Annotated in this window: 23 protein-coding genes and 1 other RNA gene; 10 read left to right on the forward strand and 14 right to left on the reverse strand. The window is 70.4% G+C overall.

Annotated features, from left to right (window positions below; genetic code table 11):
- The first annotated feature begins 33 nt into the window (after positions 1–33).
- Together HNR00_RS25400 and HNR00_RS01910 are read left to right on the forward strand one after the other, a co-directional pair.
- The gene (locus HNR00_RS25400) at positions 34–3,726 is read left to right on the forward strand and encodes a flagellar hook-length control protein FliK (protein ID WP_246390207.1); all 3,693 of its coding nucleotides are present in this window, start codon (positions 34–36) and stop codon (positions 3,724–3,726) included.
- Entirely contained in the window at positions 3,680–4,330 is a 651-nt protein-coding gene (locus HNR00_RS01910) for a transglycosylase SLT domain-containing protein (protein WP_183563944.1), read from the forward strand. Before HNR00_RS25400 ends, HNR00_RS01910 begins: the two co-directional genes overlap by 47 nt.
- A 175-nt stretch (positions 4,331–4,505) precedes the next feature.
- On the opposite strand, the gene HNR00_RS01915 is transcribed toward HNR00_RS01910, so the two are convergent.
- The 6 genes from HNR00_RS01915 to HNR00_RS01940 all read right to left on the reverse strand — a co-directional run bounded on the left by HNR00_RS01915 (position 4,506) and on the right by HNR00_RS01940 (position 9,283).
- Positions 4,506–5,189 carry a response regulator transcription factor gene (locus HNR00_RS01915; RefSeq protein WP_183564293.1) on the reverse strand — a complete coding sequence of 228 codons (684 nt, stop codon included), beginning with the start codon at positions 5,187–5,189 and terminating at the stop codon, positions 4,506–4,508.
- Positions 5,190–5,454: 265 nt separating this feature from the next.
- Positions 5,455–5,901, reverse strand: coding sequence for a BspJ family T4SS effector nucleomodulin (locus HNR00_RS01920; RefSeq protein ID WP_183563947.1), 447 nt, complete (start codon positions 5,899–5,901; stop codon positions 5,455–5,457).
- On the reverse strand, positions 5,898–6,962 hold the full coding sequence (flhB, locus tag HNR00_RS01925) for a flagellar biosynthesis protein FlhB (protein ID WP_183563951.1): 1,065 nt from the start codon (positions 6,960–6,962) through the stop codon (positions 5,898–5,900). Before flhB ends, HNR00_RS01920 begins: the two co-directional genes overlap by 4 nt.
- Positions 6,963–7,047: 85 nt before the next feature.
- Complete coding sequence (locus HNR00_RS01930) at positions 7,048–8,091, reverse strand: flagellar motor switch protein FliG (RefSeq protein ID WP_183563954.1); 1,044 nt, start codon at positions 8,089–8,091, stop codon at positions 7,048–7,050.
- A 46-nt stretch (positions 8,092–8,137) separates the two neighbouring features.
- Positions 8,138–8,458 (reverse strand): flagellar motor switch protein FliN, encoded by a 321-nt coding sequence (fliN, locus tag HNR00_RS01935; protein WP_183563956.1) that lies wholly within the window; start codon positions 8,456–8,458, stop codon positions 8,138–8,140.
- A gap of 78 nt (positions 8,459–8,536) precedes the next feature.
- The gene (locus tag HNR00_RS01940; protein ID WP_183563959.1) at positions 8,537–9,283 is read right to left on the reverse strand and encodes a competence/damage-inducible protein A; all 747 of its coding nucleotides are present in this window, start codon (positions 9,281–9,283) and stop codon (positions 8,537–8,539) included.
- 97 nt (positions 9,284–9,380) lie between these two features.
- Here HNR00_RS01940 and sfsA point away from each other — a divergent pair, with 97 nt between their 5' ends.
- Entirely contained in the window at positions 9,381–10,103 is a 723-nt protein-coding gene (gene sfsA, locus HNR00_RS01945) for a DNA/RNA nuclease SfsA (protein ID WP_183563962.1), read from the forward strand.
- A 54-nt stretch (positions 10,104–10,157) separates the two neighbouring features.
- On the opposite strand, the gene HNR00_RS01950 is transcribed toward sfsA, so the two are convergent.
- Positions 10,158–10,955 (reverse strand): GGDEF domain-containing protein, encoded by a 798-nt coding sequence (locus HNR00_RS01950; protein WP_183563964.1) that lies wholly within the window; start codon positions 10,953–10,955, stop codon positions 10,158–10,160.
- Positions 10,956–11,123: 168 nt separating this feature from the next.
- Positions 11,124–11,954 carry an FkbM family methyltransferase gene (locus HNR00_RS01955; RefSeq protein ID WP_183563967.1) on the reverse strand — a complete coding sequence of 277 codons (831 nt, stop codon included), beginning with the start codon at positions 11,952–11,954 and terminating at the stop codon, positions 11,124–11,126.
- 122 nt (positions 11,955–12,076) lie between these two features.
- Between HNR00_RS01955 and HNR00_RS01960 the strand changes: the two genes are divergently transcribed.
- Positions 12,077–12,841 carry an alpha/beta fold hydrolase gene (locus HNR00_RS01960; RefSeq protein ID WP_183563970.1) on the forward strand — a complete coding sequence of 255 codons (765 nt, stop codon included), beginning with the start codon at positions 12,077–12,079 and terminating at the stop codon, positions 12,839–12,841.
- Positions 12,842–12,919: 78 nt separating this feature from the next.
- Here the strand turns inward: HNR00_RS01960 and HNR00_RS01965 are convergent, their stop codons facing one another.
- Both HNR00_RS01965 and HNR00_RS01970 read right to left on the reverse strand, forming a co-directional pair.
- Positions 12,920–13,153, reverse strand: coding sequence for a hypothetical protein (locus HNR00_RS01965; protein WP_183563973.1), 234 nt, complete (start codon positions 13,151–13,153; stop codon positions 12,920–12,922).
- Between the two features lie 402 nt (positions 13,154–13,555).
- Complete coding sequence (locus tag HNR00_RS01970) at positions 13,556–14,233, reverse strand: HAD family hydrolase (RefSeq protein WP_183563976.1); 678 nt, start codon at positions 14,231–14,233, stop codon at positions 13,556–13,558.
- Positions 14,234–14,500: 267 nt separating this feature from the next.
- On the opposite strand from HNR00_RS01970, the gene HNR00_RS01975 reads away from it, so the two are divergent.
- Positions 14,501–14,848, forward strand: coding sequence for a PetM family of cytochrome b6f complex subunit 7 (locus HNR00_RS01975; protein ID WP_183563979.1), 348 nt, complete (start codon positions 14,501–14,503; stop codon positions 14,846–14,848).
- A gap of 4 nt (positions 14,849–14,852) precedes the next feature.
- Here HNR00_RS01975 and HNR00_RS01980 read toward each other — a convergent pair whose 3' ends face one another.
- A complete protein-coding gene (locus HNR00_RS01980) occupies positions 14,853–15,236 on the reverse strand; it encodes a PRC-barrel domain-containing protein (RefSeq protein WP_183563982.1) in 384 nt (127 codons plus the stop codon).
- Positions 15,237–15,344: 108 nt separating this feature from the next.
- Between HNR00_RS01980 and mepA the strand changes: the two genes are divergently transcribed.
- Positions 15,345–16,268, forward strand: a complete 924-nt coding sequence (mepA, locus tag HNR00_RS01985; protein ID WP_183563985.1) for a penicillin-insensitive murein endopeptidase — start codon at positions 15,345–15,347, stop codon at positions 16,266–16,268.
- A gap of 85 nt (positions 16,269–16,353) precedes the next feature.
- Here mepA and msrA read toward each other — a convergent pair whose 3' ends face one another.
- Positions 16,354–17,013, reverse strand: coding sequence for a peptide-methionine (S)-S-oxide reductase MsrA (gene msrA, locus HNR00_RS01990; protein WP_183563988.1), 660 nt, complete (start codon positions 17,011–17,013; stop codon positions 16,354–16,356).
- Positions 17,014–17,147: 134 nt separating this feature from the next.
- On the opposite strand from msrA, the gene HNR00_RS01995 reads away from it, so the two are divergent.
- Both HNR00_RS01995 and HNR00_RS02000 read left to right on the forward strand, forming a co-directional pair.
- Positions 17,148–18,215 carry a PAS domain-containing protein gene (locus HNR00_RS01995; protein ID WP_183563991.1) on the forward strand — a complete coding sequence of 356 codons (1,068 nt, stop codon included), beginning with the start codon at positions 17,148–17,150 and terminating at the stop codon, positions 18,213–18,215.
- A gap of 93 nt (positions 18,216–18,308) precedes the next feature.
- On the forward strand, positions 18,309–18,572 hold the full coding sequence (locus HNR00_RS02000) for a hypothetical protein (RefSeq protein WP_183563996.1): 264 nt from the start codon (positions 18,309–18,311) through the stop codon (positions 18,570–18,572).
- A gap of 45 nt (positions 18,573–18,617) precedes the next feature.
- Here the strand turns inward: HNR00_RS02000 and HNR00_RS02005 are convergent, their stop codons facing one another.
- Positions 18,618–20,177 carry a YifB family Mg chelatase-like AAA ATPase gene (locus HNR00_RS02005; protein ID WP_183563999.1) on the reverse strand — a complete coding sequence of 520 codons (1,560 nt, stop codon included), beginning with the start codon at positions 20,175–20,177 and terminating at the stop codon, positions 18,618–18,620.
- A gap of 266 nt (positions 20,178–20,443) precedes the next feature.
- On the opposite strand from HNR00_RS02005, the gene HNR00_RS02010 reads away from it, so the two are divergent.
- A complete protein-coding gene (locus HNR00_RS02010) occupies positions 20,444–20,704 on the forward strand; it encodes a PepSY domain-containing protein (protein ID WP_183564002.1) in 261 nt (86 codons plus the stop codon).
- A gap of 297 nt (positions 20,705–21,001) precedes the next feature.
- Here the strand turns inward: HNR00_RS02010 and HNR00_RS02015 are convergent, their stop codons facing one another.
- Positions 21,002–21,478: a DUF5991 domain-containing protein gene (locus HNR00_RS02015; RefSeq protein ID WP_183564006.1), complete on the reverse strand. Its 477-nt coding sequence runs from the start codon at positions 21,476–21,478 to the stop codon at positions 21,002–21,004.
- An 84-nt stretch (positions 21,479–21,562) separates the two neighbouring features.
- Between HNR00_RS02015 and ffs the strand changes: the two genes are divergently transcribed.
- Positions 21,563–21,659, forward strand: an RNA gene (ffs, locus tag HNR00_RS02020) — signal recognition particle sRNA small type.
- Positions 21,660–21,682: the final 23 nt, after the last annotated feature.

Raw genomic sequence — 21,682 nt, forward strand, 5'->3', positions numbered from 1 at the left:
CTTCCACGCCCGAAGGTGGACCGTCCCCGCGTGATGATGTCCCTCGACACCCTCAATCTGCTTCGCACGAAGGCCGAGACCGGCCGCGCGCCGACGAGCGACGAGGCCGGCCCGCCCGCGGCCCCCGGCTTCGAGGCGATGCTCGAAGCGTTCGAAGCGCGGCCCGCCGCGTCGGAGCCGGCCGCGACCGCCGAGGGGGCCGAAGCCGCGTCGCTCCCGACCTCGACCGAGGCGCGGTCCTCCGAAGCCGGGACCGACCGGACCGAGGCCAGCCTGCGCGACCTGATGGCGCTCGCCGCCCCGATTCCCGCCCCGCCGCCTTCAGCCGCACCCCCCTCGGTCCCGCCGCCGGAGGCCACCCTCGCCGCCTTCGTGCAGCGGGCCGCCGCCCGTGCCAGCGCTCCCTTCGCGGAAGCGCCCGCCGCCGCGCCGCGGATCGCCATCGTCGGCATCGAGACGCATTTCGCCCCGGTGCGGCCCCGCGCCGTGCCGGGACAGGGCGAGGCGGCAACGACGGGTCCCGCGACGGCGGCTCCCGCGACGACCCGCGCGACCGAGCCGCCGGCCCCGGTGTCCGTTGCGGCATCCAAGCCGGACGATCGGGACATCGCGGTGCCGGGCACCGTGGCGAAGAGCGTCGGCCAGCCGGACGGGCCGGCGACGCGCACTCCGATCCCGGCGGAGCCGAGCATCGCCACCGGCCGCCCTGCATCCGAGACCGAGACCGGACCGGGTGCCGCCGAGGCAGGCCTCGCCAACCCTGTTCCGCCTCGCGCCATCACCGCGGACGCGCAGCCGGCCACCGCGCCTCGCATGCCGGCACGGGCCGATCCTTCGACGCTTTGCGGATCGACGCGTCCTGCGACGCCCCTGACGCCTGCGGCGGCCCGGGCCGCCGTCCCGGCCGCCCCGGACGGGACCGAAAGCCCCATCGGACCGGTGGCAGCGGCCGCCGCGCCGGAGACGATGCCCCGACCGGCCCAGGCGCCGACCACGCCCGTCGGCCCCGGAGATCGTCCGATCCTCACGGAGACGGCGGAGCCGAAGGGACCGGCCCGCGCGGCGACGGAAGCCCTGCGCGCAGCCCCGGCCTCGGTCTCTCCCGACCTCCGACGCGAGCCGCTGCCCGGATCGAACACGGACGCGCGGGCGACGGCACCGGACCGGCCGGCCTCAGTGCCGGTCGGCTCCGGAAATCGTCCGATCCCCACGGAGAGCGCGCAGCCGAAGGGCGCCGCCCGCGCGGCGACGGAAGTCCTGCGCGCAGCCCCGGCCTCGGTCTCTCCCGACATCCGACACGAGTCGCTGCCCGGACCGAACGCGGACGCACGCCAGACGGCACCGGAGCGGCCGGCCTCCGTGCCGGTCGGCACCGCGGATCGTTCGATCCCCTCGGAGACGGGGAAGCCGAAGGGTACGGCCCGCGCGGCGACGGAGGCCCTGAACCCAGCCCCGGCATCGGTCTCTCCCGACATCCGGCACGAGCCGCTGCCCGGACCGAACGCGGACGCACGCGAGCCGACACCGGAACGGCCGGCCTCCGTGCAGGTCGGCTCCGGGGATCGTCCGATCCCCACGGAGACGGCGGAGCCGGAGGGCACCGCCCGCGCGGCGACGGAAGCCCCTCGCGCAGTCCCGGCCTCGGTCTCTCCCGACCTCCGACGCGAGCCGCTGCCCGGACCGAACGCGGACGCACGGGCGACGACAGCGGAACGGCCGGTCTCCGTGCCGACCATGTCCGCCGCCTTGGACAGGGTAGAGGCCGTCCCCGATCCGGCCGTCCCTCCGACTGCGGTTCCGTCCGCCCGACGAGCCGTCGCCGAAGCGTCCGACGCCGTCCTCACGCCGGACCCGGCGCCGACGCCCTCCGATGCCGTCGACGTCGCGCCGATTCGCCCCGTGACGCCGCCCGCGTCGGAGGTCGTGCCGATGGGGGAACCGGCACTCGAGCCGGCCCCCGCATCGCCGATCGAGGTGGGGGCGGGCACGCGCGCCGAATCGGCGACGGGGCGAGACGGCCAGCCGCAGGCCGCGACCACCGAAGCGCCGTCAGCAGCGCCGCCCCAGGTGCGGACGAACGCCACGACCGTCCGGCCCGGCCCGGCTCCGGCCGGCTCCGGCCCTGCGGACACGGCACGGCCTTCGTCGACGCTCGCCGCATCCGATGCGCCGATCCCCGCTTCCCCGCAGCCGGCGGCCCCGAACGACGGCATCGTCGCGGCAAGCCAACCCGCCCAGGCTGCTGCCGGAGCGGAGATCGCGGCCTCGCACCCCACGATGCCGGTCGAGACCATCGCGGCGAAGACCGTGCCGTCCGACACCGCGCCTCCACCGCATGATGGGGGCCCGCACGACGTCATCCCGCACGAGCTTGCCCCCCTCGCCCCGAGCGACGCCCCGCGCGCGGCGGCGACGGCTCCGGCCGTCGCCGCCGCGCGCGTGCTCCAGAGCCCATTGCGGCCCACGCGCGAGAGCGCGTCGCGAACGGCGGTCGAGCCCGACGGCGCGGAACCGGCGGCAACCTCGGAGGCCGTCGTCGATGCGCCGGCGGATGCGGTCGCCCGCACCGACGAGACTCTTGCGCGCCGGGTGTTCACCATCGACGGCCCGCAGGCGGTGCCACGGGCCGCCCCATTGGCCGCGACGCCCGCGACCGACGAGGTCGCGGGCACGAGTGTCGCGGCCGCTCCTTCGGATTTCTCGCCGTCGACGGAGGCCGACGTGAAAAAGGCGCTGCCGGCAAGCGGCGACGCCCCGCACCGGGCGGTGGCGTCCGGCGGCGCTCAACTCCCGCTTCGACCGGATACCGGCTCGAACGCGGCCTTGCCGGCGAGCGGCGACGCCGCCTCCTCGACAGTCGCGGCTGACGAACTCCGGACAACAGGTCGGACGGACTCCGCCCGAACCCCGGTCCGAAACACGGTCATGCCGTCGGACGGCAACGGCGGCGCCCCGCAGGCGACGATGCGCCCCGATCCGGCCGTGGTGCCGGCGCGAACGGAGGCGGCGGTGGCGCCGCGGGATGCGGAGCACGGCCGGGTGATCGTCCCGCCGGCGGAAGCGGCGCGGATCGAGCCCGCCGCCTCGCCGGACCGGACACAGGATCCCACCCCTCACGCGGCCGAGAGGCCGGAGCCGGCCGGGACGCCCGCACCGGAGACGCCCGTACTCGCGGCCACCGCGCCGACGGCGCCGGCCGGCTCTCCGCTGCCGGCGTCGCCCCTGCGCCAGATCGTCGATGCGGTGAGTGCGCAGTTCCCGGCGGCGCCCGCCGCGCCGGTCCGGACCGCGGTGCCGACGGAGGCGGGGCCGCTGCGCATCCTCACGCTCCAGCTCCATCCGGCCGATCTCGGCACCGTACTGGTGCGGATGCGGCTGCAGGACGGGCGGCTGGAGATGAGCCTGCGCACGGGCCGCGAGGAGACCGCCGAGCGCCTGCGCCGGGAGGGCGGCGCGCTCTCCGACCTGCTGCGGGAGGCCGGCTACGCGCCGCAATCCCTCACGATCGAGTCGGGCGGCAGCGCGGCGGCGGGCACGGCCACGGAGCGCGGCGTGGCCCAGGGCTTTTCCGCGGGCACGCAGAGCGGACATCCGGGCGGCGCCACGCCCGACCAGCAGCCGGGCCGGCGCCCCTCCCGCGAGGGACACGAGGCCGCCCCCCGCGCCAAGGAGCAGGATCATGACACGCCGTCTCACCCTCGCGATCGCGGCGACCTTTATCTCTAGCGCGGTCGTCTCCGGCGCGGTCGACGCCGCGACGGCCGTTCCGCCGGTCGCCGAGACCGGGCGGCACGCCACGGCGTCCGACGGGCCGGACGGCAACGCGCGGGCGGGCTCGAACATCTGCGAGCAGCAGATGGCGCGGGCCGCCGCCCGCCACGGCGTGCCGCTCGGCATGCTCTACGCAGTCGGCCTGACCGAGAGCGGCAAGCGCGGCTCGCTCCAGCCCTACGCCATGAACATCGGGGGGCGCGCCTATTTCGGCACCGGCCCGGCGGACGTGATCGCCCGCATGGGTCAGGCCCAGCGCGAGGGCGTGCGGCTGGTCGATCTCGGCTGCATGCAGATCAACCACCACTACCACCGCGAAAAGTTCGCCTCGCTGGAGGCGATGATCGATCCGGCCCAGAACGTCGAGTACGCCACCCGCTTCCTCAAGGAGCTGCGCGACCGGGAGGGCAGCTGGACGCTGGCGGTGGCGCGCTACCACGCGGGCCCGAACAACAACCCGGCCCAGAAGGCCTATGTCTGCCGCGTGATCACCAACATGGTGGCGACCGGCTTCGGCAACTGGACGCCGGGGGCGAAGGCGTTCTGCCAGCCGGGGTGATCTTTGCGAGGATCGCTCCCCATCGCGCCCTCATCCTGAGGTGCGGAGCGTAGCGAAGCCTCGAAGGAGGCCTCCAGGGATCGCGCGCTTTCTGAAGCCCTCCTTCGAGGCCCGCTTGCGCGGGCACCTCGGGATGAGGGGGTTCGGTTGGAAGGGCGATGGTCGGCGCGTCGGCTCACCCGTTGTAGGTGTAGCCCATATACCGCTTGGCCTCGATCGGGTCGTGGCCCAGCCGCTCGGCGAGCTTCTTCCGGAGCTTGCTGACGTGGCCCTCGATCACGCTCTCCTCGACGCCGTTGCTGTAGACGCCGTAGACCACGTTGAAGACCTGGGTCTTGGTGAGCCGGCGCCCGCGGTTGCGCACGAGGTATTCGAGGATGTGGCGCTCGCGCCGCGGCAGGGAGAGCGGCACGCCGTCGATCTCGGGATCGCGCCCGTCGTGGAAGACCTTGAGGCGCTCGGGCGCGGGAGGCGCCTCGGCGGGGACGGGCAGCGCGCCGTTGACCCGGCGCCAGATCGCCTCGGAGCGGGCCAGGATCTCGCGCACGTGGACGGGCTTTCCCAGCACGTCGTCGATGCCGGCATCGAGCAGCTGTACCGTCTGCTCAAGCGAGCGCAGGTCGGCGAGCGCGATGATCGGCGCGCGGGAATGGCGGCGGATCGAGGTGGCGCACTTGGCACGCTCCTCGAAATCGCCGAGCAGGAAACCCTGGACCGCGTCGAGGTCGCTCTGCGAGGCGGCCTCGATCCAGCTCAGGAACTCGTCCGGCAGGAGGCCGAAGGAGGACACGCCCTCCCGCTCGAAACTGGCCTTGTAGCCCGCATTCACCGATTCCCGCGGATCGACCAGGAAATACATCGACGGCTTCATCCCCCGGATCCGGCCGGTGTGCCGGCCGGGGGCCGCGGAGGGCGCGGGCTCCGTTCCGGTCGGAGCCGGCGCGAACCCCCGATTCGCGACCACCGACCATCCATGTCGCGGTGCAATGAGAGGGTCAATTCCAAGGTCGATATATTCAAAATTCCAAGCGCGGGCGTTGCATTCCTGCTCTCGCGCGTCATCGAGGCGATGGCGTTCCGCCCGGCGGGCGAGGCTCGCGTCGCCGGTCCGTCTCGCAAGGGAATCAGGCGTGGCCGACGCGGGCGCAGTTCAGGGCGTGGGCGAAGCCGTCGAGGCAGAGCGCGGCGGCGTCCTCGGCGACGATGCGCTGGATCGCGACGCCCGCGAACATCTCGTTGAGGACGAGCTTGAAGAACACCGTCAGCGGCCGGGCGGCGAACTCCATGTCGAGCACGACCTGCATGGAGCGGCCGAAATCGAGGCACACGTCGGCCCCGTCCGCGTAGGTGAGGACGGAATCCTTGAAGAACAGCTCGGCGGAGGAGGCCACCACGTCGGCGATGTTGCCGTGATGCTGACCCCGGATCCAGCCGATCAGCACGCCGCCGTCGACGAGGCAGAGCTCGCCGATGAAGTCGCGCAGGACATTGGCGAACATCTCCTCCGCCGCGGCGAGGCCGGGCGGTGGCCCGGCCCGGTCGGGCGAAAGGGAATTGGCCTGAAGGGTCATCGGGCTCTCGCGAACAGGAAGAACAGGATTTGCGCCACGGCGCGGTAAAATTCCGCCGGAATCGTCTGATCGACCTGCACAGCATCGTACAGCGATCTTGCGAGAGGCTTGTCCTCGATCACGGCGATGCCTTTCTCTTCGGCGATCGCGCGAATACGTAATGCAATCAGATCCTGTCCCTTGGCGAGCACGAGCGGCGCGGGGTTTTCCGTGGGCTCGTAGCGCAGGGCCACGGCGAAGTGGGTCGGGTTGGCGATCACCACGGTGGCGCGATCGACGTTGGCGAGCATCTTGTTGCGGGCACGGTCCTGCGCGAGCGAGCGCAGCCGCGCCTTCACGGACGGATCGCCCTCGGTCTGCTTGTGCTCGTCCTTGATGTCCTGGTGCGACATGCGCAGCGAGCGCTGCCAGCGGATCCGCGACCAGACGAGGTCGCCCGCCACGATCACGATGATCGCGATGGCGACCGCCGCGACGAGGCGGATCGAGACGGTGAGGATCAGCTCCGGGAGCTGGCTCGGATCGACGAACATGGCATTGACGGCTCTTGTCCGCTCCGAGCGAAGGAGCAGGAGGGCGACCACAGTGACCGACAGGAATTTAACGACGGATTTCAGGAACTCGACTTGACCTTGCAGGCCGAAGATCCGTGACATTCCGGCCATCGGCGAGACCCGCGACCACTTCGGCGTGATCCGGTCGCCGACGAAGCGCGGCAGGTTCTGCAGCAGCGAGGCCGCGAGGCTGCACGCGCACAGCAGCACGAGGAACGGCAGCAGGAAGCGCCCGGTGGCGAGCGCCACCTGATTGAGCAGCATCACCGCGTCCTCGCCGCTCTCCAGGCGAAAGCCGCGGGGTTCGTCGAGGAGCGGCGACAGGCTTTGCGCCAGCTCCGTCGCCTGACCACGCGCGAAGAAGGCGAGCGCCAGCAGGAAGCCGAGGATCGAGGCGAAGACCGGCGCCTCGCGCGAGAACGGGATGTCGCCCTTCTCGATCGCGTCGCGGACCCGCTTCTCGGTCGCGGCTTCGGTCTTACTCTCCTTGTCGGTGTCCTCCGCCACGCCTCAGCCCCGTCGGGCCGAAGGCGCCAAGGTGGAGCGCCGACGATCCCGACACGGGCCCGCGGCAAAGTCCCAAACAAATCCTTCAGCGGATGAGGGCTTCATCCTCGCCTCCCGGATTGATCTCGATCTCGCCGCGGCCGGCCATCTCCATGGCCATGTCGGTGATGGAGCGGCGCGCCTCCATGACGTCGCGCTGGGCCGCCGGCTCGCCGCCGTTCAACTCGTGCTCGACCATGCGGCGCACGCGGGCCGACAGCGCCGAGAGCACGGTGCCGCGGAACTCCGCGTCGGTGCCCTTCAGCGCCAGCACGAGCCGGTCGTTCGGCACGGCGTCGAACAGGGTGGTGCGGGCGCGCGGCGCCAGCTTGACGATGTCGTCGAAGGTGAACAGCAGACCCTTGAGGATCTCGACGGATTTGGGCCGCGACTCGCCGAGGCTGGTGAGCACGTCGTCCATCTGATGGCGCTCCATCTTGTTGATGATGTCGGCCATCTTGGCGTGGGTGTCGGCGCCGGAATTGCGGGCGCCGTTGATCATGAAATCCTCGTGCAGCGTCTTCTCGATGCTCTGGAGCACCTCGTCGACGATCGGCTTGAAGCTCAGCATCCGCCGCATCACGGTGTTGCGGGTCGGCGCGGGCAGGTGGCCCATCACCTTGGCGGCGGTGGCGGGCTTGACCTTCGACAGGATCAGCGCCGCGGTCTGGGGGTGCTCCTTGACGAGGTAGCTCGCCAGCACGCTCTCCTGCACCGTGCCGAGGCGCTCCCAGACCGAGCGGGTGGCGCTGCCGCGCACCTCGGACAGGATGTCGGCGATCTGGTCGGCGGGCAGCAGCCCGGAGAGCAGCTTCTCGACCTCGTTGGCGGTGCCGACGAGGCTGTTGCCGGCCTTGAACTCTTCCGCGAAGTGCTCGACCACCGCGTCGAGCTGGTCTGGGCTGACCGCGCCGAGCTGCGAGGCCGAGCGGGTGATGCGCTTCAGCTCGTCCGGCTCGAAATACTTGATCAGCCGCCCGGCCGCCGGCTTGCCCATGGCGAGCAGCAGCGCGGCGACCTGATCGGTCGGATCGAGCCGGCGGGCCGCGGCGCGGCCCGGTGCGGGAGCGGGAACGGGGCTCGCGGACATCCTCACCCTGTCGGAGTGCTAGAGCACGATGCGGAAGAAGGTGAGACTAGCCGTTCTGGTCGGCGGAGGAAGGCCCGACCACCTCGGTGAGCGAGATGCCGAAGCGGGAATTGTCCTCCTCGACGATCACGATCTCGCCGCGGGCGATGACCCGGCCGTTGACCATCACGTCCACCGGCTCGCCGACCCGGTGGTCGAGGGGCACGACGGCGCCGCGGCCGAGCTTCATCAGGTTGGCGACCGGCATGGTCGCCGAGCCCAGCACCACCTGCATCAGGACGGGGATGCGCAGGATCGAATCGAGATTGCGGCCCTCGCCGACCAGGGTGTCGGCGGCGGTCTCGGTGTCGGGAAACGGGCTGCTCATCGCGGGTAAGCTCGTGGGTCTGAAGCCTGGCCTTCCCGTCGCTCTAGCGCCCGTGGCTGACGCGAGGCTGTCGCCGCGCTACGACCGCAACGGCTCCAGCATCGCCTCGATGGCGGCCCGCGCCGCCGCGACGGCTTCCGCCTCGCGCCCGCGCACGACGATGCGATTGCGAAACCCCTCCGCCGTCATCGACGGGTAGGAGCCGATCGAGACGCCCGCATGCGCCGCCGCGAGGGTGCCGAGCGCGCCCGCGAAATTGCCCTCGGGGATGGCGCCGGCCTCGATCGTCTCCGAGATCACCGGGGCGTTCGAGGTCAGCGTCGGGCGGATCTCGTCGAGCATCGCGTTCATGATCTGCGGCACGCCCGCCATGACGTGGACGTTGCCGATGCGGAAGCCCGGCGCCTTCGAGATCGGATTGGCGATGAGATCGGCGCCGAACGGGATGCGGGCCATGCGCAGGCGCGCCTCGTTGAGGTCCTCCGGGCGGTGGCGCTCCAGCAGCATGGCGCGAGCCCGCTCGTCCACGTTGATGCCGACCCCGAAGGCCTTGGCCACGCTGTCGGCGGTGATGTCGTCGTGGGTCGGGCCGATGCCGCCGGAGGTGAAGAGGTAGGTGTAGCGGGCCCGCAGCGCGTTCACCGCGGCGACGATCTCGTCCATCACATCGGGCACGATGCGCACCTCGCGCAGGTCGATGCCGATCTCGGTCAGCACGTCGGCGATGGCGCCGATGTTCTTGTCCTTGGTGCGCCCCGACAGGATCTCGTCGCCGATGATCAGGATCGCGGCGGTTACTTCGGATTTTTCGGTTTCCTGGGACATGCGGCCTCGGCGACGAATTCGGCTCTGGAAGCTAGAGCGCGGATCGGCGAAGGCGAAGCCGCCGCGTCCGTCCCGCGCGGCGTCACGGGTGCGACCGATGCGCTTTCCCTCGGAGCTGACCGAAGGCCGCCTCGTGCGGCGCTACAAGCGCTTCCTCGCCGACGTGACGCTTCCCGACGGGCGCCTCGTCACCGCGCATTGCGCCAACCCCGGCGCGATGCTCGGGCTCACCGCGGAAGGGTCGCGGGTGCTGCTCTCGACCTCGACCAACCCGTCGCGAAAGCTGCCCTACTCCTGGGAGCTGGTGGAGGCGGACCTGCCCGGCGGGCCGCAATGGGTCGGCATCAACACCGCGCGCCCCAACGCGCTGGTGGCGGAGGCGTTTCGCGATGGGAGGCTCGCGCCGCTCGCCGGCTACGACACGCTTCGGCCCGAGGTCGCCTACGGCAAGGCGAGCCGCGTCGACTTTTTGGCCAGCGGCGGCGGCCTGCCGCCCTGCCACGTCGAGGTGAAGAACTGCCACCTGATGCGCCGGCCCGGCCTCGCCGAGTTCCCCGACTGCAAGGCCGCCCGCTCGGCCCGGCACATGGAGGAACTGGCGAACGTGGTGCGGGAGGGCGGCCGGGCGATGCTGATCGTGGTGATCCAGATGCGGGCGGATCGGTTCGATGTGGCGCGCGACATCGATCCGGGGTTCGATCGGGCGTTTCGGGAGGCCTTGGCGGCGGGAGTGGAGGCCTATGCGTATCGGTGTGAGGTTGGGTTGGAGGGGGTGGTGATTGCGGAGGCGGTGCCGGTCGTTGATGGCCACTCTGCTTGATCGATGCAAATCTTCATAAATTTCACCAAAGTAGTTATTTTTGCAAGGCAGTACCTAGGCTGCCTTTTGATCCATTACTATGGTATATGTCAAATCCTCGTTGCCGCGAGGTTCGATTGCCGTCGCCGTCAAAATCCGATTGCGGCCCGATGCCTTGGCAGCGTAGAGCGCACGATCGGCGGCGACATATAACTCGTCGATACTTTGATCATCAAATCTTAATGCAAGACCACCTGATACGGACACCGACACTTTCTGACCCTCGACTGAGATCGAAGCAGAGGCAACAGCTTCACGAAATTTGTTGAGGCGCAGCTCCAGCAATTTTTGCGCCACCTTCGATGACAGAAAGGCGAATTCTTCTCCGCCGACCCGCCCCACGCGTCCAAGATCGCCGAGGTGATCCGCCATGAGCCGCGCCACTGCGCAAATCACAGCATCTCCGACAAGATGACCATAACGGTCATTGACCTGCTTAAAGTGATCGATGTCGACAATTGCCAAAGCCATGTCATCAGCTGTGTCTTCAGAAGCAAATAGGGCGCGACGATTCAGCAATCCAGTGAGCGGGTCGGTCCGGCTCAAGTGCTCGACTTCGACCTTGGCGCGGTACAGTTCAAGTTGTGTCCTGCCGATGGCGCGCGATGCCACAAAGGCGACACATCCGGCTATCCCGAATGCCAGGGCGCAGATGTGCAGCATACTGCCCCAGCTCGAAAAGAACACGACTTGGTCGACAGCGGAGATGGATACGGCGCAGCAAACGCTGCGCGCTGTCGTCCGCCCCACATATAATTTGAGTTCCGCCTCGCTACGAATCTCCGAGAGCCAAAGCCGGTAGAGGAAGCACATGATTCGGAATCTGCATGTCGGATGTGAATCCAACACGTATGCCGAATTCATTAAAAAACATTGACGAGACAACTTATTATTTTAAAGTATTAACAGATCGAACAACTTTACGGGGCGCTTCGCGGCTGGAAGTCAATCAGAGCAGCATCGACGAGCGAGAACCGTCACTCACCCCACCCGCTCGAACACCAGATTCAACCGCGTCCGCGCGATCCGCCGATACCCATACCCCTCCAGCAACGCCGGCAGATCCATCTGCCACTGCTCGGTGCCGTCCTCGACGATCAGCAGCGCCGGGCGCAAACTCTCCGGCGCCTCGCGCAAAAACGGCTCCAGGATCAGGTCCTCGGCGCCCTCGACGTCGAGCTTGATCGCGTCGATGCGCTCGATGCCCTCGGAGCGGCACAGGCTGAGCAGGGTCACCGCGGGCACGCGGATCGCCGCGCTCTTGTGGGTGCCGACGATCTTCACGCTCGATTCGCCGCGGTTGCGCGGATCGATGAACAGGGTCAGCTCGCCGGCCCGGTCGGCGACCGCGCAGGCGATGGCCTTGACGGTGCCGAACGGGTTCTGGCCGATGTTGTAGACCAGCCGGTCGAACACGTCGGGCTGCGGCTCGACCGCGAGGATGCGGGCGCGGGGGCCGGTGAGCGCCGCCACGAACAGGGCGTAGGCTCCGATATTGGCGCCGACATCGAGGAACACCGCGTCGTCCGTCAGGCGCGCCTTCAGGATCGCCCGCTCCTGCGAGTCGAAGAACTGCGGCGTGAACAGCACCTTCTTCTCGCAATTGTTGTTGTAGGGATGCAGCCGCATCCGCGCGCCGTAGCGCTCGACATCGAGCGGTCGGCCGCCGAGCAGCGAGATCGCGATCCGGCGCAGCAGCATCGCCATCCGCCGCCCGCGCCAGGAACGCTCGTCGAGCGTCTGCGTCCGCTGCGCGATCCGGGCGACGAGCCCGGTCGGGGCGTAGGTGCCGTAGGGCTGGGAATCCTTCATCGTGCGCGCCTGATGCCAGCCGATTGGGGCCGCGGCAAGTCGCGCGTTCTGTCATGCCGGATGGAGAGGGATGGATGTTGAGGCCTTTGACAGCGCGGGGGGCGAGGCTGCATGTCGAGACGATGCAGACCTTCGATTCCGACGGCGTCGCGATCGCCTATATCGACGTGCCGGCCAAGGGCGGCACCGGTGACCCGATCCTGCTGATCCACGGCTTCGCCTCGAACCACGCGGTGAACTGGGTCAACACGCTCTGGGTCAAGTTCCTGTCCGAGGCCGGCTACCGGGTGATCGCGCTGGACAACCGCGGCCACGGCCAGAGCGAGAAACTCTACGCCCCGGAGGCCTACGGGGCCGACCTGATGGCGGGCGACGCGTTGCGGCTGCTGCGCCATCTCGGTCTCGAACGGGCCGACGTGATGGGCTACTCGATGGGCGCGCGCATCGCCGCCTACCTCGCCCTCGACTATCCGGACGTGGTGCGCTCGCTGCTGATCGGGGGCCTCGGCTTCCATCTCGTCGACGGGCGCGGCCTGCCGCAGAACATCGCCGAGGCGCTGGAGGCGCCCCCCGGCACGCCCGCTCCGAACCCGACGGCGGCTTCGTTCCGGATGTTCGCCGAGCAGACGAAGAGCGATCTCAAGGCGCTCGCCGCCTGCATCCGCTGCTCGCGCCAGACCCTTTCGCGGGCCGAACTCTCGGCGATCGACACGCCGACGCTGGTCTCGGTCGGCACGCTCGACACGGTGGCGGGTTCCGGCAGCGAACTCGCCCGGCTGATGCCGAACGCCCGCGCCCTCGACCTGCCGGGCCGCGACCATTCCACCGCCGTCGGCGACAAGCTGCACCGCCAGGGCGTGCTGGAGTTCCTGGCGCAGCGGCCCTGAGAGACGTCGGCAGCGCATGAAAAAACCGGCGGCCGTGCTCGGGCCGCCGGTGCAAGTCCGTCTCGGGATAAACGCCGCTTATGCGCGCAGGCGCGTCGGGCGGCTCTTGTCGCGGGCGGCGCGGGCCGCCTGCTCGACATTGCGGAACAGGGTGCCGTCGAGGCCGTCGAAGCGGCGCTCGGACGAGAAGAACCGCACGCCGCCGCGCTCGGGGACGGCGATGCCGGCGGTGAGGTCGCCGATCTCGATCACGCGCGTGGGCGGGCTGTCCTCGGCGGTGAGGATGTCGGCGAAGGGTTGGACACGGGTCATGACGGGGTGAACTCCTGCGGCCTCTTCAGGGCCGGTTGTCGGTGAGGCGTTCGCGTGGGCTCCTAGCCCACCAACATGACTGCCCGACAACACTCCCGCCCCCGTCCGGCCCTGCCGCCGACAAGTCTGGAAGTTTTCAAATGCGAAAGACCGTTCAAGGCAAGTCCTCCTGATTGGCGAGGACCACGAAGCACAATGCTCCGTGATGCATTAGCGTTTGATAACGCGGCGCAAGCGTGCCGTGGACAAATCACCGCGGTGCGGAGACGACCGCACGCGCTGAAGATGAGCGCTCAGGCCTTCACCGTCAACGGAATGTTCTTTCGAAGATCAGCTTGACAGGGAAAGAACACGCCGGGTTTTCGGCCGAATCCGACGTGTCTCGCCTTTGGTCTCCGAGGCTTAGCCCAAGGCGACGATCCGCCCGAGATCGGCGTGCGCCGTGAAGACGCGAGCCGCGCCCGCGGCCAGCAGGTCCTGCCCGGTCCGGTCGTGGCCCCAATGGCCGCCGCCGGTGAAGCCCGCGACCCGCATTCCGGCGGCACGCGCCGCCTGGACGCCGGGCACGCTGTCCTCGACCACGAGGCAGGCGGCGGGCTCCGCGCCCATCCGGGCGGCGGCGTGCAGGAACAGGTCCGGGAACGGCTTTCCGCGCGCGACTTCCGCCGAGGAGTAGATGCGGCCGTCGAAGAACGGCAGCAGGCCGGTGAGGGTCAGCGAGCGGCGCAGCCGCACCGGATCGCTGCTGGAGGCGACGCAGAACGGCCGATCGAACGCGGCCAAGGCCTCGGCGATACCGGCCATGGCCGACAGCTCCGCCTCGAAGGCCCGCAGCGTCTCGGCCTTCACCCGCTCGGCAAAGCTGTCCGGCGGTTGGACGCCGTCTTCCGTGGCGATCCGCTGCATGATCGAGACCATGGAGGTGCCGGCATAGCGCGCCCGCACCGTCTCGACGTCGAGGGGAAGGCCGATCGCGTTGAGGCCGCGGGTGAGCACGCCGAGGCTGATCGGCTCGCTGTCGACCAGCACGCCGTCGCAATCGAAGATCACCAGGGCCGGGAGGGAATGGGGGTCCGTCATCGGGCTCGGCGTCTCGCACGGGTGCGGCGGCGCTGGCAACGCGGCGTGGAGCCGTCCTCGAAGAAGGAACGGCCGTACGGCCGGGCGCGAAGAGCGCCTCGCGCAGCGGCCTCGGCGAAGCCGAGGCGTCTAGCGGAGCGGGAAGCCTAAGGCCGCGGACGCGGCTGCCGGCGCTTGAGGCCGGCAAGGAAGGAACTTGCCAGGATCGCCGGGCTCGGCCTAGTCAGGCGACCAAGCGCGGCGGCTCGAGCCCGCGCGAGGTCGGACATGCTGCGAAACGTCGCCCGCTTCCTCGGATTGCCGTTCTTCAGCCGCGCGATCGGGCTCGTGGTCATGGCGGGGGGCTTCGTGCAGTTCTGCTACGACGGTGCGCGTTCCGTCGCCAACAACGGCCTGCGCATCACCACGCTCGCCGACTGGATCCACGCCCTGCCGCAGGATCGCACCGCGGCGCTCGGCCAGACGGTCGAGAGGATCGCGCCCTGGGCCGACGCGGTGCTGCTGGCCCCGCTCGGCCTCGTTCCCGCCTCCCTGTTCGCCCTCGGTGTCGGCGCCGTGCTGATCTGGCTCGGCCAGCCGCCGCGGGAGCCGATCGGTTTCCTGACGGGGCCGTGAGGCTTCAAATCCCCCAATAGGGCGCCGCGTTGTAGTGCCGGTGGACGTGCTCCTCCCACGCGCGCTCGTCGTCCGGGTCGCCGCCCTCCGGCGAGCGCTCCGGGGCGGCGCGCAACTGCGCCTCGGTGATGTCGACGACGTAGGCGTCCTGCCCGGCATCGAAGCGCAGCACCGGCCAGGGCAGCGTGTAGAACCCCTCGCCCATTCCCAGAAAGCCGCCGAAGCTCATCACGGCGTAGGCGACGCGGCCCGATTCCTTGTCGAGCATCAGCCGCTCGATCCGCCCGACCCGGCTGCCGTCGGGCCGGCGCACGTCGGTGCCGATGACGCGGTCGCTGGCGATGAGGCTGCGCGGGCGGGCCGCGGCGGCGGGTGCGGTGTCGTCCATGGCGGCGGCCCTGCAACGTTGTTACAGCTTGCCTTGAAAAACGCCCACCTCGCCGGGCACGTTCCGGGCGCTCGCCGCCCCTCCCCCGATCCGGACGAACCGACGCGCATGACGCTGCCCCGCCTGTCCCTCTCCGCCCTCGCTCTCCTGGTCCTCGCAGGGCCGGCCGCCGCGCAGGATCGCGGCAGCGTCAATCCGAAGCCCCTGCCGCCGCTCGCCAACCCGGACGATCCCTCGACGCCGGCCAAAGCCCTGTTCGGCCGCGTCACGGGGCCGACCGGCGGCCAGCCGCAATCCTTCGGCTCGTATGCCAAGGGCTGCTTCTCCGGCGGCGAGGCGCTGGCGATGGACGGGTCGAACTGGCAGGTGATGCGCCCCTCGCGCAACCGGATGTGGGGCGTGCCGCATCTCGTGAACTTCATCGAGCGGCTGGCCTCGCAGGCGCCGCGGGCCGGCTGGCCGGGGCTCCTCGTCGGCGACATGTCGCAGCCCCGCGGCGGGCCGATGCTGACCGGCCACGCCTCGCACCAGCTCGGCCTCGACGTCGATGTCTGGCTCACCCCGATGCCGGGCCACCGCATGAGCCGCGCCGAGCGCGAAGAGACGTCGGCCACGAACGTGGTGCGGCCCGACCGGCTCGACATCGACCCCGACGTGTGGACGCCGCAGCACACGGCGCTGATCCGCATGACGGCGCGCCAGCCGGAGGTGGCGCGCATCTTCGTCAACCCGGCGATCAAGAAGGCCCTGTGCCGCGAGGCCGGGGGCGATCGCGGCTGGCTCACCAAGGTGCGCCCGATGTACGGGCACAATTACCATTACCATATCCGCCTCGCCTGCCCCGGCGGCGAGGCGGCCTGCGACGACCAGGCCCCGCCGCCCCCCGGCGACGGCTGCGGCGCGGAGCTCGATTACTGGTTCAGCCCGGCGATCCTCAACCCGCCCAAACCCAAGACCCCGCCGCGGCCCCGCCCGCCGATGACGCTGGCGGGCCTGCCGGACGCGTGCCGGGCGGTGCTGCACGCGCGGTAGGGGCGCTTGTATGCAGCGCCCAGCGGACCGGATAAGCGCTCTCCTCCCCGCAAGGGGGAGGGGAACGCGCGCTCGATCCTGACCCTCACTCCGCGGCGATGCCGGTGCCTACCGGGCAGGACACGCCGGTGCCGCCGAGCCCGCAATAGCCGCCGGGGTTCTTGGCCAGATATTGCTGGTGGTACGCTTCCGCGAAGTAGAACGCGCCGAGCGGCTCGATCTCGGTGGTGATCGGCCCGAAGCCGCGGGCCCGGAGCGCGGGGGCGTAGGCGTCGCGCACCGTGCGCGCGGTCTCGGCCTGACTCTCGTCGGCGGTGTAGATGCCGGAGCGGTACTGCGTGCCGACATCGTTGCCCTGGCGGTAGCCCTGCGTCGGGTCGTGGCTCTCGAAGAACACCTTGAGGAGTTCGGCGAGCGGCAGCACGGCGGGGTCGAAGGCCACCAGCACGACCTCGTTGTGGCCGGTGCGGCCGGTGCAGACCTCCTCGTAGGTCGGGTTCGGCGTGAATCCGCCGGCATAGCCCACCGCCGTCACGTGGACGCCGCGGGGCAGCTGCCAAAACTTGCGCTCGGCGCCCCAGAAGCAGCCGAGGCCGAGCACGATCGTCTCGATGCCCGGCGGATAGGGCCCCTTCAGCGGGTTGCCGTTGACGAAGTGGGCCTGAGCGGTCGGCAGCGGATCGGGCCGGCCCGGCAGGGCCTCGGAGGCGGCAGGCATTTCGGGCCGCTTGCGGAAGAACAGCATGAGACTTCCCTCGAAGGTGACGTCGAACTCGTGTCGCGGAACGGTTTCCCCTGATATGGTCATGGTCGCGCGCTTTGACGACGGCCCCGGCGGGACCGATTCGGGGAGGGCGATAGGGGAGCGTTCAGGAGCGGATGGAGCCGGGCGACGACTGGCAGCTGACCGAACGGGTGCGCGCCAGCGCCCATCGATCCGGCAAGGGCGACCCGTTCGCCGCGGCCGTGCGGGCGACCCGCATGGCGATGATCATCACCGACCCGCGCCGGCCCGACAACCCGATCGTCTTCGCCAACGACGCGTTCCTGGCACTCACCGGCTACACCCGGCTCGAGGTGACGGGCCGCAACTGCCGCTTCCTGCAGGGGCCGGAGACCGACATGCACGAGGTCGCGCGGGTGCGCGCGGCGATCGCGGCCGAGCGGGACGTCCATGCCGAGCTGCTGAACTACCGCAAGGACGGCACGACCTTCCACAACGCGCTGTTCCTCAGCGCCGTCCACGACGAGGACGGCACGCTGCTGTTCTTCTTCGCCTCGCAGCTCGACGTGAGCGACCGCTATGCCCTGCGCGACGAGCGCGACAGGACGCAAGCGGCGCTGGACGCCAACGCGCTGCTTCTGCGCGAGGTCGGGCACCGGGCCCGCAACGACCTGCAGATGATCAGCGCGATGCTGGTCCACCAGAGCGGCGACAGCACCGATCCGGCGGTGCGGGCGGCGCTCGAAATCGCGATCGGGCGGATCGACGCGCTCGCCGCGCTCTACCGGATGCCGCAGGGCGAGCACGAGGCGCGCGACCTCGCCGAGCTGACCCGCGAGGTCGCAGGCACCCTCGTCGAGGCGACGGGGCGCGACGACGTGGCGCTGACCCTCGACCTCGCGCCGGTCCCGATCCGGGCCGACGCCGCCGGGCCGCTGGCGCTCATCCTCAGCGAGAGCGTCTCGAATGCGCTGCGCCACGCCTTCCCGGACCGGCCGGGCCGGGTCGCCGTGCATCTCGCGCGGGACGGGGCGGCGGTGGTGCTGGGCGTCGCGGATGACGGGGTCGGACTGCCCGAACCGTCCGGAGAACACGGATCTGCCGGCCGGGGCTTGGTCGACGTCCTCGTGCGCCAGCTCGACGGCGCCCGCAGCGTCGAGCCGGAGCCGACCGGCGGGACCCGCATCGTCTTCCGTTTCCCGGCGGAGCGGATCGGCGTGTAGCCGGCCTCGGGGGCGAAACCGGTCAGCCATCAGGCTGGCTTTCGAGCAGCGGAGCCCTACACCTTCGCGAGCCGCCTTGCTCAGGAACCGCTCATGCCGTCGCGATCTGCTCTGTGGGGTCTGTCCGCGCTGGCGCTCGTCGCGAGTGCGGCCCAGGCGCAGCAGCCGACCGGGCAGATGGAGCTGAACTGCTCGCAGTTCACGCGCAACCCGGACGGATCGTGGAGCGTGAAACAGCCGCTCGAACTGTTCAGCGACAACGGGCGTGTGCGGATCATGCCCGGGCCGCCGTTCAAGCCCGGAATGTCGTTCGGCGGGCTCGACATCGCCCGGATGCTCGACGAGCAGTGCCGATAGGCGCGCGCCTATCGGTCGAGGCGAGACGATCCCGGATCGGCGACCTCACGCCCGCGGATGCGCCTCGGGCCGGCGGCCGGGCGGGGCTTCGCCGCGCCCACGATAGGACAGGGCCTCGGCCAGATGCAGCCGCCGCACCCGCGCGTCGCCGTCGAGGTCGGCGAGCGTCCGGGCGACCCGGAGCGTTCGGTGGAAGCCGCGGGCGGAGAGCCGCATCGTCTCGGCGGCGTTGCGGATCAGGGCGGCGCCCTCCGCATCGGGGGCGGCGGCCTCCTCGATGACGGGCGCCGGGCAGGTCGCGTTGGTGGTGGAGGCGGGCAGACCCTTGTCGGCAAAGCGCGCGTTCTGCCGGGCGCGGGCCGCCGCGACCCGGGCGGCGGCCTCCGAAGAGCCTTCCGCGGGCGGCGGCAGGATCAGGTCGGCGGCGGTGACCGCGGCGACCTCCACCCGCAGGTCGATCCGGTCGAGGAGCGGGCCGGAGATGCGGGCGCCGTACTGCGCGGCGCAGCGCTCGTTCGGGCCCTTGCGGCAGGCATAGCCCGGCTCCAACGCCATGCCGCAGCGGCACGGGTTCATCGCGGCGACGAGCTGGAAGCGGGCCGGATAGGTGACCCGGTGGTTGGCCCGCGCGATCATCACTTCGCCGGTCTCCATCGGCTGGCGCAGCGAATCGAGCACCTGGGGGGTGAATTCGGGCAGTTCGTCGAGGAACAGCACGCCGCCATGGGCGAGCGAGACCTCGCCCGGCCGCGCATTGAGGCCGCCGCCGACGAGCGCCGCCATGGAGGCGGAGTGGTGCGGTTGGCGAAAAGGTCGGCGGTTCGAGAGCGCGCCGTCCTTGAGCACGCCCGCCACCGACTGGATCATCGAGACTTCGAGCAGTTCACGGGGCCCGAGCGGCGGCAGGATCGAGGGGAGGCGCGCGGCCAGCATCGACTTGCCGGCGCCGGGGGGCCCGTTGAAGATGAGGTTGTGGCCGCCCGCCGCGGCGATCTCCAGGGCGCGCTTGGCGCCCTCCTGCCCCTTGATGTCGCGCAGATCCGGCATCGCGCCGGATGGCGCCGCGATGGCCGGCTGCGGGCGGGCCATCACCTGGCTGCCCTTGAAGTGGTTAGCGAGCTGGATCAGCGAGCGCGGGGCCAGCACGTCCATGTCGCCCGCGGCCCACGCCGCTTCAGGCCCGGTCGCGGCCGGGCAGATCAGCCCGAGTCCCCGGCCGTTCGCCGCCATCGCGGCGGGCAGCACGCCCGCGACCGCGGTGATCGAGCCGTCGAGCGCCAACTCGCCGAGGACGCAATAGCCGGCGAGCGCGTCCTCCGGCAGCGCGCCGATGGCACCCATGACGGCGAGCGCGATCGGCAGGTCGTAATGCGAGCCTTCCTTCGGCAGGTCGGCGGGGGCGAGGTTGACGGTGATGCGCTTGGCCGGCAGTGCCAGCCCCGAGGCGATCAGCGCCGAGCGCACCCGCTCGCGCGATTCCGCCACCGCCTTGTCCGGCAGGCCGACCACGGTGAAGGCGACCATGCCGGGGGCGATCTGCACCTGCACGTCGACGGCGCGCGCCTCGATCCCCTCGAAGGCGACGGTGGCGACGCGGGTGACCATGCAGGGGAAACGTCTCGAATCGTGGAAGTTGCAGCCTACAGCATCGGCCCGAAAGGTGGGAACCGGCTTTCGGAAAAAGCCGATGCGACGCAACAACCTGGAGCATCGTGCCGGATAGGATATCCGGCACGATGCTCCAGACGGGCGTTCGCGGACTGGCAATCGCAAGCGGAGCCGTGACGGCGAAGGCAAGCCGGCAAAATGAGACGGAACCGCGCGGAAATCCGGCCGTTCGCTTCGGACATCCCACCCGATGGAGTGCCTGAATGTCGTTTCGCCCCCTCGCCGCCGCCCTCGTCGGCGTCGCCCTGCTCTCCGGCCCGGCGCTCGCCGACGAGAAGCTGCCGCCCGATCAGCAGGCCAAGGTGGAAGAAATCCTGAAGAAGGAAGGCTTCACCAAGTGGGACGAGATCGAACTCGACGACGGCATGATCGAGGTGGACGACGCCATCGACGCCAACGGCAAGCAGTTTGACCTCAAGCTCGATCCGAAGACGCTGGAGATCGTGAAGCGCAAGGCCGAGTAGGACAGAACGTCCGGCACCGGACCCGACGAGTGCCGTCTCCGACCTGATTGCGTCATGTCGGAGACCGCTCCAGGTTCCTGCCTTGCCGCGCATTCTCGCGACGAACCGGTTTCCGCTTCGTCGGAATGCGCCGGATTCTCGTGCCGCATCGGCAATTTCCGAAAGCCGGGCCCTACCCTTCGGACCGATGCTCCGGATCCGGTGCGCAAATCCCTTCATCCGGTCGAGGCGATCGGTCCGGCGGAACCGAATTCCGGTGGATGGCCGGAGGGAAAAATCCGCCGCGGTGGCGGGATCCTACCGTAGTTCCATGAAATACGCGCCGCTCTCGGCCACGCTCTCCCCGTCCGGCCTCAGGCTGCGCCAGCGGGTAATCGGGCCGGTGCCGCTGCCCGACCCGGATCGCGAGAGTGTGAGCAGGGCCTCGCCGGGCTTGTAGACGGCGGTTCCGTAGCGGTTCACGAGCGATCCGTTCTCGTAGCGGTGGAAGGTGACGGTGAGCGTCGAGCCCTCGGTCCGCGTTTGGCACAGGATGCGCTCGTCGGTCTGGAAGCCGCGGATCGTCAGCAGGCAGCCGCCGCGGGCCCCTTGAGGGCCGAGGGCGAGATCGTAGGAGACGAGGGTGGCCGAGCCGCCCTCGCTGAGGCCGGGATCGTGCTCGTAGACGTAGCGGCCCTGCCAGTCCCGGCCCGCGCCCTCCGGCGCCGCGAGCGCGGCCCAGGCCGCGAGCGCGGGCACGGCCGCCAAGCCCAACCGTGTCGCTCGTCCCGTCATCGTCCCTCCTCCGGGCAGGGTGGCCCACCGGCCCCGTGAGCGGTGCGCTTGCATCCCGCCGCGCGGGCCTTCATATACGGCCTCGGGAGGTTGGCGAGGGACGTTTCACTCGCCAACCGGGTCAGGTCCGGAAGGAAGCAGCCCTAACGAGACCGAGCGGGTCTTTGTCCAGCCTCCCACCTTCGCCGTCCGTGCGCCCCGCGC

The organism is Methylorubrum rhodinum (assembly GCF_014199935.1).
Classification (GTDB): Bacteria; Pseudomonadota; Alphaproteobacteria; order Rhizobiales; family Beijerinckiaceae; genus Methylobacterium; species Methylobacterium rhodinum.

Bases quoted from the DNA above. Each gene is read 5' to 3' on its own strand.
- HNR00_RS25400 (WP_246390207.1), top strand. From the start codon at position 34: ATGATGTCCCTCGACACCCTCAATCTGCTTCGCACGAAGGCCGAGACC.
- HNR00_RS01960 (WP_183563970.1), top strand. From the start codon at position 12,077: ATGCAGACCTTCGATTCCGACGGCGTCGCGATCGCCTATATCGACGTG.
- HNR00_RS01950 (WP_183563964.1), bottom strand. From the start codon at position 10,955: ATGTGCTTCCTCTACCGGCTTTGGCTCTCGGAGATTCGTAGCGAGGCG.
- mepA (WP_183563985.1), top strand. From the start codon at position 15,345: ATGACGCTGCCCCGCCTGTCCCTCTCCGCCCTCGCTCTCCTGGTCCTC.
- HNR00_RS01970 (WP_183563976.1), bottom strand. From the start codon at position 14,233: ATGACGGACCCCCATTCCCTCCCGGCCCTGGTGATCTTCGATTGCGAC.
- HNR00_RS01940 (WP_183563959.1), bottom strand. From the start codon at position 9,283: ATGTCCCAGGAAACCGAAAAATCCGAAGTAACCGCCGCGATCCTGATC.
- HNR00_RS02000 (WP_183563996.1), top strand. From the start codon at position 18,309: ATGCCGTCGCGATCTGCTCTGTGGGGTCTGTCCGCGCTGGCGCTCGTC.
- sfsA (WP_183563962.1), top strand. From the start codon at position 9,381: ATGCGCTTTCCCTCGGAGCTGACCGAAGGCCGCCTCGTGCGGCGCTAC.
- HNR00_RS01910 (WP_183563944.1), top strand. From the start codon at position 3,680: ATGACACGCCGTCTCACCCTCGCGATCGCGGCGACCTTTATCTCTAGC.
- fliN (WP_183563956.1), bottom strand. From the start codon at position 8,458: ATGAGCAGCCCGTTTCCCGACACCGAGACCGCCGCCGACACCCTGGTC.
- HNR00_RS01995 (WP_183563991.1), top strand. From the start codon at position 17,148: ATGGAGCCGGGCGACGACTGGCAGCTGACCGAACGGGTGCGCGCCAGC.
- HNR00_RS01955 (WP_183563967.1), bottom strand. From the start codon at position 11,954: ATGAAGGATTCCCAGCCCTACGGCACCTACGCCCCGACCGGGCTCGTC.
- HNR00_RS01965 (WP_183563973.1), bottom strand. From the start codon at position 13,153: ATGACCCGTGTCCAACCCTTCGCCGACATCCTCACCGCCGAGGACAGC.
- HNR00_RS02005 (WP_183563999.1), bottom strand. From the start codon at position 20,177: ATGGTCACCCGCGTCGCCACCGTCGCCTTCGAGGGGATCGAGGCGCGC.
- HNR00_RS01975 (WP_183563979.1), top strand. From the start codon at position 14,501: ATGCTGCGAAACGTCGCCCGCTTCCTCGGATTGCCGTTCTTCAGCCGC.
- HNR00_RS01915 (WP_183564293.1), bottom strand. From the start codon at position 5,189: ATGTATTTCCTGGTCGATCCGCGGGAATCGGTGAATGCGGGCTACAAG.
- HNR00_RS01980 (WP_183563982.1), bottom strand. From the start codon at position 15,236: ATGGACGACACCGCACCCGCCGCCGCGGCCCGCCCGCGCAGCCTCATC.
- HNR00_RS01930 (WP_183563954.1), bottom strand. From the start codon at position 8,091: ATGTCCGCGAGCCCCGTTCCCGCTCCCGCACCGGGCCGCGCCGCGGCC.
- msrA (WP_183563988.1), bottom strand. From the start codon at position 17,013: ATGCTGTTCTTCCGCAAGCGGCCCGAAATGCCTGCCGCCTCCGAGGCC.
- HNR00_RS01920 (WP_183563947.1), bottom strand. From the start codon at position 5,901: ATGACCCTTCAGGCCAATTCCCTTTCGCCCGACCGGGCCGGGCCACCG.
- HNR00_RS02015 (WP_183564006.1), bottom strand. From the start codon at position 21,478: ATGACGGGACGAGCGACACGGTTGGGCTTGGCGGCCGTGCCCGCGCTC.
- HNR00_RS02010 (WP_183564002.1), top strand. From the start codon at position 20,444: ATGTCGTTTCGCCCCCTCGCCGCCGCCCTCGTCGGCGTCGCCCTGCTC.